This is a genomic window from Streptomyces sp. NBC_01261 (assembly GCF_036226385.1).
Lineage (GTDB): Bacteria > Actinomycetota > Actinomycetes > Streptomycetales > Streptomycetaceae > Streptomyces.
In genome coordinates this window covers 11,146,080-11,166,865 of the sequence record NZ_CP108463.1, presented here as the reverse complement: position 1 = coordinate 11,166,865, position 20,786 = coordinate 11,146,080, and the positions used below count along the sequence as shown (strand labels likewise).

15 protein-coding genes are annotated in these 20,786 nt (G+C 71.4%); 7 read left to right on the top strand and 8 right to left on the bottom strand.

Features of this window, described 5'->3' with window-relative positions; genetic code table 11:
- Positions 1-114: 114 nt before the first annotated feature.
- The 8 genes from OG226_RS49570 to OG226_RS49535 form a co-directional block, all read right to left on the bottom strand.
- Positions 115-1,875 carry a TraM recognition domain-containing protein gene (locus OG226_RS49570; protein WP_328686118.1) on the bottom strand — a complete coding sequence of 587 codons (1,761 nt, stop codon included), beginning with the start codon at positions 1,873-1,875 and terminating at the stop codon, positions 115-117.
- Positions 1,872-3,383, bottom strand: a complete 1,512-nt coding sequence (locus OG226_RS49565; RefSeq protein ID WP_328686117.1) for an ATP/GTP-binding protein — start codon at positions 3,381-3,383, stop codon at positions 1,872-1,874. Before OG226_RS49565 ends, OG226_RS49570 begins: the two co-directional genes overlap by 4 nt.
- A complete protein-coding gene (locus tag OG226_RS49560) occupies positions 3,380-4,870 on the bottom strand; it encodes an SCO6880 family protein (RefSeq protein ID WP_328686116.1) in 1,491 nt (496 codons plus the stop codon). Before OG226_RS49560 ends, OG226_RS49565 begins: the two co-directional genes overlap by 4 nt.
- 235 nt (positions 4,871-5,105) lie before the next feature.
- Positions 5,106-6,218, bottom strand: a complete 1,113-nt coding sequence (locus OG226_RS49555) for a hypothetical protein (RefSeq protein WP_328686115.1) — start codon at positions 6,216-6,218, stop codon at positions 5,106-5,108.
- A gap of 1 nt (position 6,219) precedes the next feature.
- Positions 6,220-7,017, bottom strand: a complete 798-nt coding sequence (locus OG226_RS49550) for a hypothetical protein (RefSeq protein WP_329352965.1) — start codon at positions 7,015-7,017, stop codon at positions 6,220-6,222.
- 19 nt (positions 7,018-7,036) lie between these two features.
- Positions 7,037-7,303, bottom strand: a complete 267-nt coding sequence (locus OG226_RS49545; protein ID WP_328686113.1) for a hypothetical protein — start codon at positions 7,301-7,303, stop codon at positions 7,037-7,039.
- Between the two features lie 91 nt (positions 7,304-7,394).
- Positions 7,395-7,670 (bottom strand): hypothetical protein, encoded by a 276-nt coding sequence (locus OG226_RS49540; RefSeq protein ID WP_328686112.1) that lies wholly within the window; start codon positions 7,668-7,670, stop codon positions 7,395-7,397.
- A 257-nt stretch (positions 7,671-7,927) separates the two neighbouring features.
- Positions 7,928-8,692 (bottom strand): DUF6668 family protein, encoded by a 765-nt coding sequence (locus OG226_RS49535; protein ID WP_329352964.1) that lies wholly within the window; start codon positions 8,690-8,692, stop codon positions 7,928-7,930.
- A gap of 885 nt (positions 8,693-9,577) precedes the next feature.
- Between OG226_RS49535 and OG226_RS49530 the strand changes: the two genes are divergently transcribed.
- The 7 genes from OG226_RS49530 to OG226_RS49500 all read left to right on the top strand — a co-directional run bounded on the left by OG226_RS49530 (position 9,578) and on the right by OG226_RS49500 (position 20,712).
- The gene (locus OG226_RS49530) at positions 9,578-10,363 is read left to right on the top strand and encodes a transglycosylase SLT domain-containing protein (RefSeq protein WP_329352963.1); all 786 of its coding nucleotides are present in this window, start codon (positions 9,578-9,580) and stop codon (positions 10,361-10,363) included.
- 5 nt (positions 10,364-10,368) lie between these two features.
- Positions 10,369-11,331, top strand: a complete 963-nt coding sequence (locus OG226_RS49525; protein WP_329352962.1) for a hypothetical protein — start codon at positions 10,369-10,371, stop codon at positions 11,329-11,331.
- A 57-nt stretch (positions 11,332-11,388) separates the two neighbouring features.
- Positions 11,389-12,399 carry a M23 family metallopeptidase gene (locus OG226_RS49520; RefSeq protein ID WP_329352961.1) on the top strand — a complete coding sequence of 337 codons (1,011 nt, stop codon included), beginning with the start codon at positions 11,389-11,391 and terminating at the stop codon, positions 12,397-12,399.
- 136 nt (positions 12,400-12,535) lie between these two features.
- Positions 12,536-13,531, top strand: a complete 996-nt coding sequence (locus OG226_RS49515) for a hypothetical protein (RefSeq protein WP_329352960.1) — start codon at positions 12,536-12,538, stop codon at positions 13,529-13,531.
- 91 nt (positions 13,532-13,622) lie between these two features.
- Positions 13,623-14,654 (top strand): trypsin-like serine peptidase, encoded by a 1,032-nt coding sequence (locus OG226_RS49510; protein WP_329352959.1) that lies wholly within the window; start codon positions 13,623-13,625, stop codon positions 14,652-14,654.
- A 164-nt stretch (positions 14,655-14,818) separates the two neighbouring features.
- Entirely contained in the window at positions 14,819-17,728 is a 2,910-nt protein-coding gene (locus OG226_RS49505; protein ID WP_329352958.1) for an AfsR/SARP family transcriptional regulator, read from the top strand.
- A gap of 122 nt (positions 17,729-17,850) precedes the next feature.
- Positions 17,851-20,712 (top strand): AfsR/SARP family transcriptional regulator, encoded by a 2,862-nt coding sequence (locus OG226_RS49500; protein WP_329352957.1) that lies wholly within the window; start codon positions 17,851-17,853, stop codon positions 20,710-20,712.
- Positions 20,713-20,786: the final 74 nt, after the last annotated feature.

Below are 20,786 nucleotides of genomic sequence, written 5' to 3'. Positions count from 1 at the left end.
GTTTAAGCCCCTGCCCTGGCTCAATGGCGCGAGGGCGCCGCCCACGGCGCAGGGCCTGTACCGGCCTGTCCGACGAGCGACGCCCCGTCGGACAGAAGCGCTCCTCGCCGCACCTCAGTGTTCGATCCCGTGCCCAGTCCACTTCAGCGCGGCGCGTCGGGTGATGGCATCCGCCTCGGCTTTGGCGGCGGCGGAGATAGCGTCGGCGCCGGGTTCCTTGAACCAGGGGCGCAGCCGGATCATCGCCGGTTTGACGCCGGTGGCCAGCAGGAGCGCGGTGCCCTTGGGCAAGGCACGGATGCGGTCGGGCGGCAGGATCGGGTCGAGGCGGTAGGACGTGGAGCGTGACGTGCCGTCCTTGCTGCGGGAGATGCTCACGGTGGCCACTTCGTGCTGGCCCACCAGCCGGGAGACCTTGTCGACGAAGTCGGCGTCGTCCAGGCCCGCGCCGAGGAGTTTGATGGTCGCGGCACTCCACAGGGCATCCATGCCCGCCTCGCCCCAGACGCGGCTGCCCTGGCGGTAACTCTGCAGCAGGGTCACGACGTTGATGCCCCGGGAGCCCAAGTGGCTGTAGAGGTCGGGGAGATCGGAGATACGGCAGACGTTGGCGGCTTCGTCGAGGACGGCGGTCATGGGCGGATCGAGGCGGCCGCCCATGCGTTCTGCGGCCATCACCCCGGCACGCATGGTGCCGTCGGCGATCCCGGCGACGACACCGGCCGCCGAGCCTCCCCCGTCCTTGGACAGGAGGTAGAGGGTGTCGCGGGTGAGGACGTGCTCGTGCGGCCGGAACTCGGGGAGGTCGGGCTGCGGAGTGACCCAGGCGACGATCTCCGGGTCCAGGAGACAGGACACGCACTGGCGGGCGGTCTCGTAGATGCCGTCCCGGGTCTCGACCGCGCCGCGGACCGTGCCCTGGAGCTGTTCGGCGAAGGCGTGCATGCCCATGTCGCGCAGCAGGTCGATGGGGGTGCGGTCGGCGGGGTCGGCGAGCCAGGCGAGCAGGTCGGTGACCTCCCGTTTCCCGCCCGCGGCCGCGTGGAACAGCGCGGTGAGCGTGTTCTGGGCGGCGGAGATCCAGAAGTCCTTCTTGGAGGAGTCGTCGTTGACCGAGGCGACGAAGTGTCCGGCGAGGCGGCGGGCGCCTTCGATGGTGGCGCAGTCGGCGAGCATGTCCCACCACATCGCGCGGGGAGCGTGGGCGATGCCCTGCGGGTCGAAGGTCCACACCCGGCCGGCCTCGGCACGGGCGGCGCGGGTGACGGCGTAGACGTCGGACTTGTTGGAGGTCAGCAGGACGGCGCCACGTGCCCGCAGGACGCGGGGAATGGCGATGCCGGTGGACTTCCCGGCGCGTGGGGCCATGAGGTCGAGTTCGACGTCCTCGAAGGAGGAGCGCAGTTCGGGGCCGTCGGGCGCGAGGTCGCCCAGCAGGTTACCGGTGTCGTCGCCGTGCAGCTGGGCGATCCCCTTGAGGGAGGGACGCAGGTCACGGGCGCGGGCGGCGATGCCCGCGGGGGCCAGCGAGGCGAGTTCCCGCACGCCGGCCAGTCCGGAGGCGGGACTACGGCCGCTCCGGATCCGGGTCAGCAGTGCCACGGTGAGGACGACGACCGTGGCGAAGGCGCCCGCGATGCCGCCGTACACGGCGAGCGGGGAGGCGCCGGGCCAGGTCTTCTCCGGTCCGTGGGCGGCGAGTTGGGCGAAGGTGGACACGGCGAACGGCGGTGGGTGCCAGCCGGCACCGGTCAGGGCCGCGGCGGCGGTGCCACCGAGCCAGACGGTGCCGGCGAGCAGCAGGGCGGTGGCGGCGACGGTGACCAGCGCCCAGGGGGCGAGTTCATTGCCCGTCAGGCGCGGGCGGGTGGTCATGCCGTCCGCCCGTGGTCCGGGCCGGCGGGGCGGGCCGTCTCTCCGGCGGCCCAGCGGCTGTTGGTGTTGTGCAGGTCGCGTTCGGTCTGCGTGATGGCGACCTTGATGGGGATACCGGGACGGCCACCGACCTTGATGAGGAACCGGCCGCGTCCCGGGGGTTCCTCATGCCCGCCGGTGACCGCCCAACCGGGCGGCGAGGACCAGGAGGAGACGAGGTCGATCTCCCGCTCCGACAGCCCTACGACACGGCCGAGTTCCTCCATCTCCGTGCGAGGCAGACCGGCGCAGACGACCATGCCCGCACGCTCCACGAAGCCGCGCGCCTTCGCCCGGTCGGACTCGCTGCCGAGGGCCTCGGCGTCCTTCAGGGTGTGGGTGATCTTCGCGTCGCCCAGGCCCAGGGAACGGTTGAGGCGGGTCAGGGCGTCGATGCGGTCCACGATGCCGGAGGCGGCGCGCAGCGGGCGCCAGAGTTCGTCGAGCACGGTGAAGTACCAACGGCGGGGCGCGAGTCCGGCATCCGCGAGGGCGTGCGCCGCGGCGACCGTTCCGAGCCCGTCGGACCAGGCGGCGAGCATGGCGGCGGCGGTGAGCTGGGTGTCCGACTCGCCGATGCGGGAGATGTCGATGCACACGGCGGGCGCGGCCGGGTCGATTCGGGTGGAGGTCGGCGAGGCGAAGGTGCCGCCGAGCGGGCCGTCGAGGATGCCGAGGAGGGAGCGGTGCAACGGGTCGACCGCGTCCCGGTACCGGGTGTCGTCGCCGCGGTCGAGTGTGACGGCGCGGACGCGGTCGGGTCCCTCCTGGAGGACGGCGAGCAGGTCGGGCAGCAGGGGTGCCCGACCCGCCGGTGTCCTTTCCCTCAGGTGGTGCAGGGCGGCGGCGACCACGGCCTGTTCGTGGTCGTCCATGGGACGGCTGCGGACGACGGAGATGAGCGCGGCCACCATGTTGAGGACACGGCCGTGCGCCTCGGCGGCCAGGCTCTGGCCGGCCGATCCGCCCAGGCGCTCGGCGGCGGCGCCCATCGCTCCGGGGTCGAGGATGTTGATGCCGCCGACTCCGCGCCCGATGGAGATCACCTGCCCGCCCAGTGCGCGCACGGTGTCGGCGTAGTCCGGTTTGAGGTCGCCGAGGACGAGGGGCACGACTCCCGTGGCGGCGAGCCCGATCAGCATGCGGTTGACGAGTGTCGACTTGCCCAGACCCGGCATCCCCAGCATGAACAGCGACGGGTTGGAGATGTAACGGGCCCTGGTGAACCAGGAGATGGGGTCCCCGCACACGGTGGCACCCGTGCCCATGTGCTGGCCCAGCGGCACACCCGTCATGGGTGAGCCCGAGCCGGCGGCGAACGGCCAGAGCCCGCAGGCCTGCACGGTCGTGGCGCGCCACATGGTCGGCGGGTCGAGGTGTCCGATCTCGCCGCCGCCGGGACCCGGCCAGCCACGTGCGCCGGGCGACGACGTCTTGAGGGCCCCGGACCGGGAACCGGTGCTGCTCACAGTGCCTCCTGGAGTGCCTGCGGGACGAGGGTGTGCTCCCACGGCAGGACGCCGAGAGGGAGGGTGCAGGTGAACGCCGCGGCCTGCATCCGGTCGGCGGGGCGCAGGGAAAGACGGGCGGCGGCCTGGAGGTTGCGTACCGTGACGGCCGCGTCGGCGAGTTGCTCCCGGGTGTCGACGGTCACGGTGACCATGAGGGAGAACTCCACGAGCCCGGCGCCCGCCGCCTCCTCGGCGGCGGTCTGCTCGGCGGCACGCATCTCGGAGGCCGCCCGGGCCTGGACCATGCCCTTGCCCGAGGTGGCCATGAACTGGGCTGCGCGGCGGTCGGCCTCGACGATCCGGGCCGAGGTCGCCGGATCGATGGGCCGGTACAGCAGAGCGACCCGTTTGCGGCGGGTGTTCGGGGCGGCCTCCAGCAGGCCGCGCAGCACGCTGGAGCGCACCGTGCCGCGCGGCGCGAGCGTCAGCAGCCAGGTGCGGGAGATCCCGGAGTCGTGCTCGTAGGAGCCCACGGTCTCGACGGCCGCGGCCGGGCCGGCGTCCTCCCAGACGAGGCCGGTCTCACCGAAGCGGGCGCGGGCGTCGAGGACGTCTCCGGCGACGTCCGGATCGTAGGCGACCCGGACCATCTCGGCGATGCGCTCGGCCGACAGCGGTGCGGCGGAGCCACCGCCGGCGCCGACCAGGCCGCTGAGCAGCCCGGGGATGCGCATCGCCAACTCGGTGACGATCTCGGTCTGTTGGCGCTTCTGGCCGGGGGCGACGCCGTAGGTGAGGGCGATGTAGGTGTTCATCTCGGAGGAAGCTGAGGGGTAGCGTTCGACGACCTCGCGCATCACGGCCTGGGCGGCGGCGGGCGCGTCGGCCTTGATCCTGGGCAGCACCTCGTTGGCCAGCCGCGTGCCGGAGTCGGGCGCGGTCTCCACCACCACGCAGGCGCCGCGCAGTTGGGGCTCCTGCGACAGCCGCGCAAGCCAGTGCCCCCAGGCGGCGACCCAGACGTCGGTCTGGTCGGGGTCGACCAGCGAGCCGCCGTCGGGCTCACACCCCAGCACGATGGTGTACGTGTTGCGGCCGGGGTGGTGCAGGACGCCGAAGGGGCGGTCGTAGGCGTCGCGGCCCTCGCTCATGGTGAGGCGGCTGAGCAGGCCGGGCGGGCCGAAGCGGCCGCCGGGGCGGGTCGACAGCGGTCCGCCGGCGTAGAGGTGGGCGCCCTTGGCGCGGCGGCGCAGCCAGCCGACCCGCAGGCCGAGCAACTGGTAGAGATTGCGGCCGTCCTGAGTGCGCACCATGAGTGGCACGAGGACCGCGGCGAGCGGCAGCAGGAGGAACAGGGCCGCCACGAGGGAGACCAGGGAGACGAGCAGGGTGAGCACCAGCCCGCCGAACACCCCGAAGGTGCCGAGCAGCCCGAGCGGGCCGAGTCCGGGGCGGCGGGGGCGGCGCCAGTTCCCGTAGGTGGGAACGACCGTTTCCGTCGACATGAGGGTTCCTGTGATGGGGAGTTGATGAAGAATTGCCGGGTTGTCAGTGGACGAGGGCGGTCCTTCGGCGCCGCGTGGGGGCCGTCCGGCCGTACCGTGCGCCGCGGGAGTCCTTCGCTACGGCGGCGGCGTGCGCGGCGCCGACCGGGTGCCCGGGGCGGTGGCGCCGGACCCGCGGCCGGTCCGCGCCGCTTCGAGCAGCCGGAGGACCTGTCGGTGCGGGGCCGTGGCGCCCTCACTGGTTGTGTCCGCGGTCGCCGTCGGCCCCGTCGATCGCTCCCGCGGCCATGCGGCCGACCATCTGGCCGGCGGTCATCGCGGCGGCCGCGGCGGCGCCCACCGGTCCGGCCGCGGCGGCGGCCCGCGCCCCTGCGGCACCCCCGGCCCCGGAACCACCGGCTGATCCGCTCGCACCGGAAGGTCCCGCGGCGCCGGGCATCCCACCGGCTCCGCCGGCGGAACTCGGCCCGCCGCCGATGGACTTGGCGCCCGACGCGAGCGAGCCCACCACGGCACCCGTACTGCCCTGGGCGCCACTGCCGAGACCGGCCGTGGCCGGGACGATGAGCTTCAACAGCGCGGGCAGGGCGAGCGCCGAGAGCAGCAGCACCCCGATGCCGGCGATCTTCTCGTGGATGCCGCTGTCGCCGTCGTTGGAGAGCATCGCCGCACCGGCGAAGATGACGAGGCCGGCAGCGGGCTTGTACAGCAGCCAGGCGATCATCCAGCCGATGTGCTTGCGCCACCAGCCGCTGCCCCAATTGGTCATGGACGCGGAAGCGGCCACCGGCAGCGTGCCCAGCAGGATGATCATGACGCCGAGCCTGATGTAGAGCAGCACGGTCTGCACGATCGCGGCGATCAGCAGCAGGAACGCGAGGACCAGCAGCAGCACGGCGGGAATGCCGTCGGCGCCGCCGCACCCGATGGTGGTGAGCTGCTGCTGCGCGCCGGTGGCGAACAGATGGTCGGCGTACCGGTCGGAGAGGCTCGCGAGCGCGGTGACGACAGCGGTCGCGCCGCCGGACACGAGCACCACCCGCATCAGGCCCTTGAGCGCTGTCCCGCCCGCCTCGCCGCGCCGTTCGAGCGCCATCCGTCCGGCCGCGAAGATCAGCGACCCTACGGCCGTGTAGACGACGATCCACTGGGTCTGCTGGTTGACCTTGTTCGCGGTGCCGTCGGTGACCAGGGTGGGGATGCCGGTCGTGAGGTCGCCGAAGACCGCGATGGCACCGGCGAGCACCTTGTTGGCGATGACCTCCAGGATCGTGCCGATGGGGTCCCCGAGGAAGTCGAAGAAGCCCTTGATGACGTCGCCGGGGCCGCTTCCTGTTTCGCAGGCCATGTCACACCTTCCAGAGCACGAAGCCGTCGGTGCCGCTCTCGGAGGACAGTTCGGTGTGCAGTCCCCCGTCGTTGGCGGGCTTGATCTTCCAGTCGCCGCCGCTCCACTCCAGCCGGACCGACGTGCTGTAGTAGGGCCCCTCCGGGCTCCTGATCAGCTCGTCGACCGTCGCCGCGTCAGGGCTGTAGTCCGCGAGCAGGAATCCGGCGTAGGTGCCGTTCTTGTGGGTCTTGAGGCGGGCGTCGGAGAGCGAATCGCGCTGCGAGACGAACAGGTCGCGTCCGAACCCGGCCACCACCTGGTCCCGGGCCACCGCGCGCCAGCCGGTCGAGGTCATCTGGGCGGGGATGACGTGGGCCGCCAGCACCGCGCCCATCGGAGTGCGGGCGAAGCACCACAGCACCGGCCCGGTCGTCTGGGTGGGCCCGGCGACCTTCGACACGGGCACGCGGGTGCCGCCGATCGTGCGCCAGCGGACGTCGGGGGGCGGTGCTTCGGGAGTCGCTCGGTCGCCGTCGTCGGTGGCGCAGCCCGCGGGCCGGCCGGTGGTGTCCGAGGCGGCCCGGGTCAACGGCCCTGGTGCGGAGGCGGTTTCGAGGAGCGGAGGGGTGTCGTCCCGGGTGGCTAGGGACAACAGCGACAGGACGAGGGCGGCCGCGAGGAATCCCGCGGCGAACCGCCACCCCCGTTGGCGCCAGAAGGGAACCGCGAAGGGGTCGTCGCCCTGGGGCGGGGAGGGTGCGGGAAGGGGTCCCCCGGGCTCCGGCGAGTGCCGGTCGGGGTCGGCCGAGGTGGACATGGGCTGGTTCTCCGCCGGTTCAGTTGAAGACGAACTGGACGAGGGGGCCCGCGGTGGCGACCAGGACACAGCCGCCCAGCACCATGCCGAGGCGGCTCATGTGCTCCGAACTCTCGCCCCGCTTCACGGAGATGGCCATCATGGCGCCGGTCACCAGCACCCCGGCCACACCGGCGGCGGTGCCCGCCCAGGCGGCGATGCCGAGCACGAGGTCGATCTTTTCGGTGAGGGCGGCGGGGGCCTGGCGCTGGGGGTCGGGGACGGCGGCGGCGAGGAAGGTGGACATGACGAATCTCCTGGTGAGCGCTGAAGGACTGTGTGTCGGAACGGAGTTGAGGTCTTGAGTCGAAGAGGACCGAGGGCCGGAGCGGCCGTGTTCACAGCCCCAGGGGACCGAGGAACTGCACGATCGGGCCGGCGGTCGAGGCGAGCACGCACCCGGCGAGCACGAAGAACAGGCCGCGCAAGTACGAGGCGCCCTCGCCGTGTTCGCCGCGGTGCAGCTGAACGGCCATGAGGATGCCGGTGAAGAGGACGCCCGCGACACCGGCCGCGGAGGCGCACCAGGCAAGAACGCCGAGGAGGAAGTCGGCGTCGGCCCCCGGGTCGAAGGTGGCGGCGAGGACCTCGTGGGCGGCGGTGTCGCGGATCATGGTCCGTCCTTGGGTACGGGTCGAGAAATGGGTCGGTAGGGCGGGAAGCCTGGTCCGCACTCAGGGCCTGGTGGGGCTGAGGGCCGCCCCGCGCCTCCCGGTGGATCGGCGGCTCGGCGTCGGATGCGGGTGCGAGTGCGTCGCGTCGCGTCGCAAGGTTGCGGGCGTCGCCGCACCGGGCGCATTCGGGCGGTCCGACGACGCGTGGAGATGCCGCGGGTGCCGTCGTGCACGCGCCGGGAAGTACGGGACGGCCTTCAGGGGCCGGCCGGGGACTCGGTGCGTGCCGGTACGAGTGCCGCGAGTTCGACGACGGACCGTGGCGCCTTGGGCGCGGGCTTGCCCACCCGCCACTGGGCGATCCACGGCACGCTGAAGGTGCGTACGGCGGCGCGCAACACCCGCACCCGGCGCCACAGTTCGGGCGGAAGACGAGCGGGCGCGTCGGCCACCAGGACCAGCGCAACCAGCCGCAGCCCGGCGGGGTGCCGACCGGTACGCAGTGAGTCCAGCGCCTTGGAGGCGGCCTGGAGACCGGCCAGATGGGTCCGGGCGAGCAAAAGGATGTCACCGGGTTCGCCCTGCGGGACGTCCGGCCAGGCGTGCCCGATGTCCACCCCGCCGAGCGCCCCCGCGAACGTGGTCGCCCCGGCACCGCCGTGCGCGCCGACCCAGCTGATGCCGGGGGCTGGTGTGGGCGGAGGGACGTCCTGAAGAGCGGCGGCCGCCCCCTTCCGGATCAGGACGGGCCGTGCCCGGACACCGACCGCCGGGTTCCGCTCCCCACCTGCCACGGACTGGCTTACGGCGAGCGGGAGTTGACCGACAGCAGCCGGGAGCTCGTCGACAGCGAGCGGGGTCGGCTCAGCGGCTGCCGCAGAACCTCCGGAGAGCAGCAACTGAGCGTGAGCGGAAGGGAGTTGGCCGACCACGGCGGGAACCTCGACGGCAGCGTCCGGGAACTGATCGACGGCGAACCGTGTCGGCCCGGCAGCCGCCGCAGGGCTGCCGGCGAGCGGCAACTCAGCACCAGCGGAAGGGAGTTGACCGACCACAGCGGGAACCTCGACGGCAGCGCCCGGGAACTGATCGACGGCGAACCGTGTCGGCCCGGCAGCCGCCACAGGGCTGCCGGCGAGCGGCAACTCAGCCCCAGCAGAAGGGAGTTGACCGACCACAGCGGGAACCTCGACGGCAGCGGCCCGGAACTGATCGACGGCGGACCGTGTCGGCTCGGCAGCTGCCGCAGGGCTGCCGGCGAGCGGGTACTGAGCGCCAATCGAGGGCAGTTGGTCACCTGCGAGCGGTATCTCGACGCCAGCAGCCGAGGGCTGGGCGGTGATGGGTGGAAGCCGGAATGTCGTCGTCGCGGACGGATCCGGGGTCGATGGACTCCGCTCGACCGAGGTGGGTGGGTCGGGCCGGTCCACAGGGACGGGCGCGGAAGCCGGTGCCGTAGAAGCGGGCGGGTTCGGCGCGGGCCTCTCGAACGGGCCTGACGCCGCGCTTGGCTGACGCGCCGTCACCGGGCCGCGGACCCACGGGTCCGACGGGGGATTCGCGGCCGAGACGCTCATCGTGTCCCTCTTCCTTACTTCCGCACGGATGGTTTCGGACATGCCGCACACCAGGTCGACGGCGGCGGTCAGGGAGCCCGAGGACATGGGTTCGGAGGTGGCCCGCGAAGGGCCGTTCGCCTCCCTGCGCTCCCTACGACAGCCACCTACGGCCGGACCCCCGCCGACAGTTCACTCCTCGTTCCGATTCATCGAAATTGAACTGCGCAAGCGGTCCGAGCCGTTGCCGAGCACGAAAAAGATCCACGCACCGCCCCCGGGCCCCGGGGAGCCTGCCGGATCCAGCCGGGAGAGGCCGTGTGGTCACGGCCGAAGGAGGAGGTGGGAGCGGTGAGCGAAGACTCGGGCGACTCCGGAGGAGGGGCGAGCGCCGAGGGCATGGGAACTGCCGTGAAGACCGGTATGGCGGTGGGCGGGCTGGGGTGTCTGATGTCGCCCGTCGCCATGACCGTGGCGATCTCCTCGGTGTTCGTGATCGGCGGCTTCGGAGTCCTGTTCGCCCCGCTGATCGCACTGATCCTCTTCTTCGGCGGAGGTGGAGGCGGGGGTGACGGCGGCGCCGATGCGCCCGACCCCGACCGGATCGCCGGGATCATCCAGGGCGACGGGAGCGGCGAGTTCGACCCGAAGTCCGTGCCGGAGGGCATGGCCGACCCCATCACCGAGGCCGGCGCGCTCTGCCCCGACATCGGTCCGGTCGTCATCGCCGCCCAGATCGACCAGGAATCCGGCTTCCGGAGCGACAAGACCGGCCCCGACGGCGAGCAGGGAGTGTCCCAGCTGCCGCCCGACGTGTTCACCCGCCTCGGCAAGGACGACGACGACAACGGCAAGACCTCGGCGCTCGACGCCGCCGACTCGATCCTGGCCCAGGGCCGCTTCATGTGTGAGCTGGCGGACCAGCTGCGGCCGTTGGTGAGCGCGGAGCCGCTCGGCGATCTGCTGAGCCTGACCCTGGCGGCCTACGACGCCGGACCGGACGCCGTGCGCGAGGCCGGCCGCGTCCCGCGGACCAATGCCTCCCAGCAGTACGTCCTCGCGGTCCGGGCCAAGTTCGCGATCTACGAGGGCGCGGTACCCGCGTCCCCGCCCACCCAAGACACCGAAGGACAGTGAGGACCATGTTCCAGCTGGAACAGCGTGATGCGAAACCCGTACCGACCGGTTCCGCCGCCGGCATCGAGCCCGCCGCCCGGGCCGGGGACGATGCCGCGCGGGCAGACCGTACCGGGGACGGGCCGTACCCCGTCTTCATCACCTCCGACGGCACCGTGGCGGTCGACGGCGAGATCATCGCGAGAGCCACGTCGGGCGACGCCGCCCAGACCGTCGTACTCGACCATCTGCAACAGCGGGCGATGACCCAGGGAGCGCCCGTCGAGGCGTCGGTCCTGGACCAGCAGCGGCGCACCGTTCTGCGGATCCGGGTGCGGGAGGACGGAGCCAGTGAACTCCTTGAGGACCCGCTCTCCTTCGACGACCCCGGGGCGCCGGCCATGCCGCCGGCTCCGGAGCCGGAGAGCGCGGGTGCCGCGCGGCAGGACACGCGCCGGGATCAGGACACCGCCGTGCTGACAGCGGTCGGAACACCTGTCCCCGCTCGTCCCGAGCCGCTTGCCGTGCCGGACGAGTTCCGCGCCGCGGCGGCGCTCGTCTGCGAGACCATCACCAGCGGCGAGTTGACTTCGGCCAAGGCCCAAGCAGCCGCGCTGGCACGGCAGTCGGCCCGCCGTTTCGGGCCGGAGCACCTCTACACGCTGGAGGCGCGCGCCCTCGAAGCGTATGTGGCCCATCTGATGGGCGATCACGCCACGGCGACCACGCTCTGGCTCCAGGTGGCCGAGCTACGGCATCAGCAGGACGATCCGCGCGCCCGCGAGGACGTCGAACGTGCCGTCGTCTGCTGGGAGTTGATCGCCTCCCCGTTCAATGCCGTACCGCTGGGCAAGCGGCTGCTGGCGCTGTGGAACCTGATCGGCCCGGCCGAGGAGACCGAGCGCTACACGGCGGCCGAACGGCGCCTGGCCACGCTGGCCCAGGTGACCCCACCTGCTTTCGCGGTGTCCCTGACGAACATGCGGTGAGAGCGACGACGTCGTACCGACATACCCCAACTGAGCTTGCGGCCCCGAGAGACTCCCGTGGACTACTTCAAACAGCCGATACGCCCCGATCTCCGTCCCGACCACCACAGTTCCACGTCGCCGGAAGCCGACGATCCGAACCTCGACCCGGACCTCGACCCGGACGAGGATTTCCTGGCCGACGCGGACTTCGGTGAAACGAGCCGCTCAAGTCTTCGCGCGCGCCTGCGCATTCCGCGCGCCTCGCGGGCTCCGGGCGCTCCGTTCTCCTCCCGCGCACCGAGCCTTTCCCGGCCACCGCTCCATCGCCGACTCGGGCTGGACAACAAGTCCTTGACGGCGGTAGCCGTGGCGATCGCCCTCGTCACCGGAACGGTGACGGCGTTCGCGCTGTCGGGTGGGGACCGGACCGTCACCGACGGTCTGCCTCCGGCGTCGACGGTCACCACCTTTCCCGCGTTTCCGACCGCCAGTGTGATGCCCCCCGCGAACGCCGACGAGGAGCCGGACGGCGGAGTGATCGTGGCGCCGGACCTGCCGACGGGTGAGGAGGGGGACACGGACTCCGGAGCCGACGCGGCCTCGGCGCCGCCGGAGGAGGACCCGACCACGGAGCAGCCCGACGCGCCGGCCTCCTCACCGGCCGCGCGACAACGGACGGCCGGTACGGCGACCGCCCCGGTCCAGGGTTACGTGATCACCGCCGCCTACGCCCAGTCGGGCAACTGGTCCACCGGTCATCACACCGGTGTCGACCTGGCCGTGCCCGTCGGGACTCCGGTCGTGGCGGTACGGCCGGGAATGGTGCTGATGTCGGCGACCGACGCCAGTTACGGCAACTACGTACTGATCAAACACGCCGAGCACGAGTACACCCTGTATGCCCACCTCTCCCAACTGGGTGTGAAGCAGGGGGCCGTCGTGTCGGACGGGCAGCGGATCGGGTTCTCCGGGGCCACCGGGAATGTGACCGGACCTCATCTTCATTTCGAGGCCCGGACGGAACCGGTCTTCGGTTCGGACGTCGACCCGGTCGCCTATCTGGCCGCCCATGGAGTGCGTCTCTGAGGGCCCCGCATCCTCTGATCACGTTTGGGTAACGCGCGTATTTTCTAGAACCCCCCACCGGCCGTGAGCCGTGTTGCGGGTGTCAACCGGTCTGGAACAGCCAGAACGGGTTTACCACCTTTTCACGGGGGCTCCGATGTATCGCACTCGCACAGCCGCACTCGCGGCGATCGCCATGGCCGGCACCCTGCTCCTCGGCGCCTGTGGCGGTGGGGGCGCGGAGGGCGTGAGGGATTCGGCAACGACGGTCCCGGCCGATCAGGTCAGTTTCAAGAACGGCACGGCCAAGCAGAACAAGGCCGATCCGAACACCGGCGACTTCGCCGCCAACGCGGCCCCCGCCAAGCAGGCCCAGCAGTCGAACCCTGTCATCCGCACCTGGGTTCAGCTCTCGGCCGCCTCGGTGGGCGAACTGGACCCCGTGGTGACGAACGCCGCCGGTTTCGTGCTCTACCGGTTCGACAAGGACGCGCCGTCGAAGTCCAACTGCTTCGACGCGTGCGAGAAGACCTGGCCGCCGTATCTGGTGAAGCCGGGCGGCAAGGTGTTCATCGACGGCATCAAGAAGGCGGACGTCGGTTTCGTCCGGCGGGGCAAGGGATTCCAGCTGACCATCGGTGGGGCGCCGCTGTACCTGTTCAGCAAGGACGTGGAGCCCGGTGACACCAAGGGACAGGGTGTCGGCGGCACTTGGTTCGGCGTGACGCCCGACGGCAAGCGGTCCGGCCAGGACGGCGACGTCGCCGAGCCCACGGTGGAGGAGGGGACCGGCGGCCAGGACGACGCGAGTTCCCAGGGCGTCGGCACCGGGGGCGTCAGGAACACCGAGTTCGTCGAGCGCTCCGAGGACGGCCTCTACAAGTTCGTCGACGACCCCAGCGACTCCGAGAGCGCGGCCGGCACCGTGTCCGGCCGGGGTTGCCGGAACACCTCCCTGGGCGCCGCCATCTCCGCGATCAGCGCGGACGACGACGAGTCGGTCAACAAGCCGATCAAGCTGTGGGACGGCCGGAACTGCACTGGTAAGTCCCTCCTGCTGGAGAGCGGTGTGTCCAGGAACCTCGCCGCGCAGGACTTCGACAACAGGACCCGCTCCGTCTTCATCGGTGAGTTCGCCTCCGGTACCCGATAGCCCTCGCCTCTCCAACGGTTTCCCGCGCACCGGGCCACCGTGGACGGCTGTACAGCACAGGAAAGGACGGCGACGAGGGATGGCGGATGAGATGAACCGACGCAGGGGCAGCGCGCGGAGACCGCTCGCGATCCTGTTGTACGGGATCGCGGCGGTACTGCTCACGCTCTCCGGATGCCAGAGCCGGCCCGCCGACGCGGAATCGCAGGCGGTGGGGAAGTTCACCGAACCCAGAGCCTGGTCGTCGTCGGACATGTCGAAGGCGACCCCCTACGACATGGCGATGCCGGACGACACCAAGGTCGATCCGCGCGTCTCCGACTCGGAGCCGAAAGCCGTGCCGGCGCAGCCGGAGAAGGCGCCCTATGTCGAGAACGCGGCCGTCTTGGGAAAGGTGTTCTTCGACACCCCCGACGGCCCCCGCGTCTGTTCCGGAACCGCGGTGACGGATCCCGCGGACCCCGGCGCTTCGAGCCTCGTATGGACCGCGGGGCACTGTGTGCACTCCGGCCGGACCGGCGTCTGGCACCGGAACATCGTGTTCGTGCCGTCGTACAACAACGAGGCACTGTCCGGGGTGAGTTCCGCCGACACGAGTGAGCAGCGGATCTCCCCCCTGGGCGTCTGGTGGGCCGACCGGGCGGGGGTCTCCTCCGGCTGGGCCCGGGAGGGCGAGGAGATCGGCGGCGCGGGCGCGCCCTTCGACTACGCCGTCCTGCATGTCCGTCGCTCGGGGGACCCCTCGGCCTCGCTGGAGCGGGCGATCGGCTACGCGATCCCGGTGGCCTTCGACGCGCCGGCGATCGCCGGGATCCCCACTCTGAAGATCTGGGGTTACCCGGCGGAGGCACCGTTCGACGGGAACCTCCTGTTCTCGTGCCAGGACCGGCCCGGTCGGTTCTCCGTCGACGCGTCGGACCCCACGCTCTACCGGATCGGCTGCACGATGAACGGCGGTGCGTCGGGCGGGGGTTGGTTCATGGCCCGGGCCGACGGCAGCCTCGAACTCATCAGCAACACGTCGATCGGCCCGAGCGAGGCCCAGTGGCTGGCGGGCCCCCGACTCGGCGCGGAGGCACGGGAGTTGCTCGACACGATCGGTACGGGAGGGGCCACGGGCTGAGGCCCCCGGGCGGATGGCGGCGCCAACCCCACTGCATCACAACGCAGTTGGGGCGGCGGACCGTTATGATCCGTGTTCCCACGACACGGAACAGAACTCCTCGCCTCGTATCAGGCATCCATGCGATGCCCGCTTCGGGGTCGAGGGGCTCGAAGAGTAGCGAAGTGACGGAACAGTTGCGGTTCACCCTGCTGGGGCCGGTCAGAGCGTGGCGAGGATCCGACGAAGTCGATCTGGGGTCACCACAGCAGCGGACCGTGCTGGTCGCGCTGCTCCTCGCCGGGGGCGCGATCGTCCCGGTGGACGAACTGATCGACGCGGTATGGGGAACGGCCGTCCCCTCCTCGGCACGCGGCATCCTGCGCACCTACATCCACCGGTTGCGCAAGGCACTGGACACCCCCACGGCCCCGCCCGCGATCGCGTCGGCCGGACACGGCTATCAGTTCGTCGTCGCACGGGACGCCGTACTCGACACCGATGTCTTCCGAGGTCTGGTCACCCGGGCCGAACGCGTCCTGCTCGCCGGGGACTCCAAGGAGGGGGCGGAGATTCTGCGCGAAGCGCTCGGCCTGTGGCAGGGGCCGGCCCTGTCGGGGATCCGCGGCGAGTACGCCGATGCCCGGCGGCACAGCCTCGACGACCAGCGGCTGTCCGCGGAGGCCCTGCTCACGACGGCCGAGATCGAACTCGGTTCCCACGCCCTGGCGGTCGGCAGACTCACCGGTCTGGTGAGTGAGAACCCGCTCGACGAGCGCTTCCGGGAACTCCTCATGCTCGCCCTCTACCGGTCGGGGCGGCAGGCCGCCGCCCTCGCCACCTACCGGGACGTCCAGGAACTGCTCGCGCGGGAACTCGGAGTGGACCCCGGACCGGGTCTGCAGGCGATGTTCCAGCGTGTCCTGCGCGCGGACTCCGGTCTCGTCACTCCCTCGCCCACGGCGCGCCCGGAAGCGCCGACGGCACGCAAGGAGCCGGTGGAAGTACGGCCCCGGGCCGCGGCCACCGTCGACAGGGTGTCGCCCGCCCAACTCCCGTCCGGCCTGGCGGTGTTCGTCGGCCGCGAGGCCGAACTCGCGAAGGCCTCCCGCCTCGCCCGCCGCTCCGAGGCGGCGATCGCCGTCGTCACCGGCATGGCGGGGATCGGCAAGACGTCCTTCGCCGTCCGCTGGGCGCGCCGCAGCGCCGACGACTTTCCCGACGGGCAGATCTATCTCAATCTGCGCGGCTTCGACCACGCGGCCCCACCCCTGGCACCCGGACAGGCGATCGGTACGGCTCTGGAGGCCCTGGGGGCGAGCCCGAGCGACGTGCCGCAGGACACGGACGCGCGGGCGTCGTACTACCGCACCTGGCTCAGCGGCAAGCGGGTGCTCCTGCTGCTGGACAACGCCCGGGACGCCGCCCAGGTCCGTCCGCTCCTCCCGGGGGCGCCGGGGTGTCAGGTCATCGTCACGAGCCGCGACCGGATGGCCGGTCTCGTGGCCGTCGAGGGTGCCCATCCGATCCAGCTGGGCGTCCTCAGCGACGCGGACAGCCGCGGTCTCCTCGCCCGCCGGCTTGGCGAGGACCGTACGGCGGCCGAGCCCGCGGCGGCGGCGGAGATCGTCGAGTTGTGCCGACGGCTCCCGCTCGCCCTGGCGGTCGTCGCGGGCCGCGCGGCGACGCGTCCTGCCCTGCCCCTGTCCGCCGTCGTGGCGGAACTGCGGGAGAGCGCGGGCAGGTTGGACGCGTTCGACAGCGGTGACGCGGCGGCCGACGTGCGGGCCGTCTTCTCCTACTCCTACCGTGCCCTCGGCACCGAGGCGGCGCGGCTGTTCCGGCTGTTCTCCCTCCATCCCGGCCCTGATGCCGGACTCGGGGCCCTGTCGAGCCTCGTGGGTCTCTCCGTCGCACGCGCACGGCGGCTGCTGGACGAGTTGCTCCGGACCCACCTGGTGGACGAGCTGTCCCCCGGCCGGTACTCCACCCACGACCTGCTGGCCGCCTACGCCTCCGAACTCCTCGACGAGGAGGACACCGAGGAGGAGCGGGCGGCGGCGCGGCGGCGCATGCTGGACCACTACCTGCACAGTGCCACGAACGCCCGGCTGTACCTCTCGTCCGTGCCCACGCCGGCCAACGTCAAGATCCCGGCCGCTTCGCCCGGCGCGCACATCGCGGAGTTCGACGGCGAGCACACCACCGCGACCACCGCGCGCGAGTGGTTCGACGCCGAACACAACGTGCTGCTCGCCTGTGTCGAACTCACCGCCGCGAAGCACCTCGACACCTACAGCTGGTGCCTCGCCTGGGCCCTCGGCCCCTATCTGGAACGCCGGTTCCGGTGGAATGAGGTGAAAACGGCGTTCCACCAGGCCCGGGAGGCGGCCCAGCGGCTCGGTGACCTGTTCGCCGAGGGGTACGTGCACGGAGCGCTCGCGCAGGCGGCCGTGACGACGGACTCCATGGAGGAGGTCTCGGCACACATGACGCGGGCGCTGGAACTCTTCACCGCGCTCGGCGATCCCGTCCTGCTCGGCAAGGCCCACAGCCAGGCCAGTTGGGTGGTCGAGCGTGCCGGCGACATGCACGGCGCGCTGGACCACTCACGACAAGCGCTGGACCTGCACCGCTCGGCCGGGGTCAAGAACGTCACGACGGGCCGCATCCTCAACTCTGTCGGCTGGTACCTCGCCCGTCTCGGACAGTACGAACAGGCCCTGACCCATTGCCAGGAGGCACTGCCCCTGCTCAAGGAGGGCGGTGACGTCATGGGCTTCGCGGACACGCTCCTGAGCATCGGCTACGTCCATCGGATGACGGGCGCCCACGCATCGGCTGCCTCGCTGTACGAGGAGGCTCTCCCCCATCTCCGAGCCACCGGCGCCACGTTCAACGCCGCCGTCGCGCTCGATGAACTCGGTGACATCCAACTGCGCCTCGGCCATCGAGAGGACGCGCTGGAAGCGTGGCGTGAAGCGGCCGACAGCCTCGACGCGCTGGGCCATCCGAACGCGGATCCCATCCGGCTGAAGATCGAGGAGGCGACCGCGACGACAGCCACTCTCGCGCGAGGAGTCACCGAGGAGTAAAAACCGCGGCGCCTCCGTCCAGACAGCCAGGGCGCCATGATCGACGTATACGAGCGCCACCGATCGCCGATCGCCCCGCACCCGGGCCAGGCACACGGGGGTTGTCCGGGGAGGATCGGCCTGTGGAAGAGGGTCTGCGTTTCGCGGTGTTGGGCCCGGTCCGGGCTTGGCGGGGCGCTGAGGAGATCGACCTCGGCACACCGCAACGGCGCACGGTGCTGGCGGTGCTTCTGCTGGCCGAGGGCTCGCCGGTTCCGAGAAGCACACTGATCCAGGCCCTGTGGGGAACCGACGGGGAACCCGCCTCGGCCCTCGGCATCATGCGGACATACGTCCACCACCTGCGCAGGGCACTGGATCCCGGCGGGGCCGCCGCGACGTCCGTCATCCGTTCCGTAGGGGACGGGTACCAGCTCCAAGTCCCCGCGGACGCCACGGATCTCGGCGCGTTCCGGCAGCTGCTCGCGCGTGCCGACCGAACCCGGCACACGGGGGACGTGCGGTCCGCGGCACAGCACCTCCGCGAGGCCCTCGGCCTGTGGCAGGGTCCGGCCCTGGCCGACATCCGAAGCGACTACGCCCAGATCCACCGCCACCGCCTGGGCGAACTCCGCCTGTCCGCGCACACGTTCAGGCTCACGGTCGACATCGACCTCGGCGCGCACGGCGAAGTAGGCGCCGAACTGGCTGAGTTGGTCGCCCAGTATCCGTTCGACGAGCGGTTCCGGGAACTGTTGATGCTCGCCCTGTACCGGTCGGGGCGCCAGGCCGCAGCCCTGGAGACCTATCGGGATACGCGGGCGCTGCTCGCGGAGGAACTGGGCGTCGATCCCGGTCAGGCCCTGCAGACGCTGTACCAGCGAATCCTGCGCGCCGATCCCGAACTGCACCTGCCCCCGACTCCTGGGGAACCGGAGACCCCTGCCCGACCGGAGGCCCCGGTCCGACCGCATCCGATACCGGCCCAACTCCCGGCGAACCTGCCTTCGTTCGTCGGAAGGGAGGCCGAACTCGCGGACACCGAGGGTCTACCGGTGGATTCCACCGTGGTGGTGAGCGCCATCGCGGGCATGGCGGGCGTCGGGAAGACCACGTTCGCGGTGCACTGGGCCCGGCGGATGGCTCACCGCTACCCCGACGGTCAGCTGTACCTGAATCTGCGGGGCTTCGACCCGAACGGTACGCCGATGCCGACGGAGCACGCGCTGCGCTTCTTCCTGGAGTCGCTCGGCGCGGACCCGCACGGACTCCCCCACGACATCGACACCCTGACCAGCCGTTACCGCACCCTGCTCAGTGGGAGGCGGGTCCTCGTCCTGCTGGACAACGCCCGCAGCGCGGCACAGGTCCGGCCCCTGCTGCCCGGAGCACCGGGCTGCCTGGTCATCGTCACGAGTCGCAGCGGGCTCTCGGGACTGGTGGCCGTGGACGGAGCGGTTCCCCTCCACCTCGACGTGCTCTCTTCCCCTGAGGCCCGGGCGTTGCTCGCCCGCCGTCTCGGGTACCGGCAGGTGGCCGCCGAGCCGGAGGCGGTCGAGGAGATCATCGCCCGGTGCGCGCGACTCCCGCTGGCCCTGGCCGTCATCGCCGCTCGCGCGGCGCTCCGTCCGTCCTTCCACCTCACGGCCATCGCGGACGAACTACGGGCCAGCGCGCACGGGTTGGACGCGTTCCAGGACGGAGACGACGCCGCCGACGTGCGCGCGGTGTTCTCCTGGTCCTACCGCGCTCTGCCTGCGGATGCAGGACGACTGCTGCGCCTGCTCGCCCTGCATCCCGGACCCGACATATCACTGCCCGCCGCGGCCGGCCTGGCAGGACTGCCCGCCGCCCGCACGCGCCAACTCCTCCTCCATCTCACCGAAGCACACCTGCTCAACGAACTCGTCCCCGGCCGTTACGCGTTCCACGACCTCCTCCGCGTCTACGCGAGCGAACTGGCCGAGGCCGAGGACCCTCCCCAGGAGGTCCGGGCCGCCCGGAACCGCATGTTCGACCACTACCTGCACACCGCGTACGCCGCCTGCGCCCTGGCCTCCCCCGGGCGGCCGATGATCTCCTTGCCGCCGCCCGCCGAGGGCGTGGACGTGGAGGATCCGCACGAGGATCCCGCCGAAGCCAAAGCCTGGTTCGCCACCGAGTTGGCGGTACTCCTGGCGGTCACCGAGGAAGCGGCTCGGCACCGGCACGACGTGCACACCTGGCAGCTCGCCTGGAGCATGGCCAACTACCTGCACGGCCGCGGTCTGTGGCGGGAGGAGGAAATCGTCCACCGCTCCGCCATGGAAGCGGCACGCCGGTCGGACGATCCGGTCGCGGAGGCGTACGCCCACCGCGGGCTGAGCACCGCCATGACGGGCCTGGGACACTTCGGCGAGGCGCTGTCGCACGCCGAGCAAGCCATCGCGCTCTTCAACCAGTTCAGCGATGAGGCGGTACGTGCGGAGAGCTATCGCAGGCTGAACGAAACGGCCGAGCGGAGCGGCGATCTGGAGACCTCGCTGAGCGCGGCACGGGAGGCGCTCGCTCTTCTCCGCCAGGCGACCGCGCGGGACGGCGGAAAACGTCCTCGGGTGGCGCTGGCCTCGGCGCTCAACGCGGTCGGCTGGGAACTGAGCCAACTCGACCGGCACGAGGAGGCCCTCGTCCACTGCCACGAGGCGCTGGCCCTGTGCGAGGAACTCGACGATCACATCAACGCGGCACACACCTGGGACAGCATCGCCTACGCCCACCACTGCCTCGGACGGTACGCCGAGGCCATCGCCGAATACCGCAACGCCATCGCCCTCGACCAGGCACATGGCAGCCCACCGTGGTACGCCGTCGGCACGCTTGAACGCCTCGGTGACTCGTATGCGAGCGTCGGCGACCCGGACTCGGCGCGCACCGTGTGGACGGAAGCACTGAGCACCATGGAGTCGCTGGGCCACCCCGACGCCGAGAAGACCAGCACCAAACTCCGGCAGCTCGCCACACCCTGAGGTCCCGTGCCCTGCGCAAAAAATGTTGAACTCGATGGGGGTCCGGGCCGTCGTTCCAAATGACAGGGAAACAC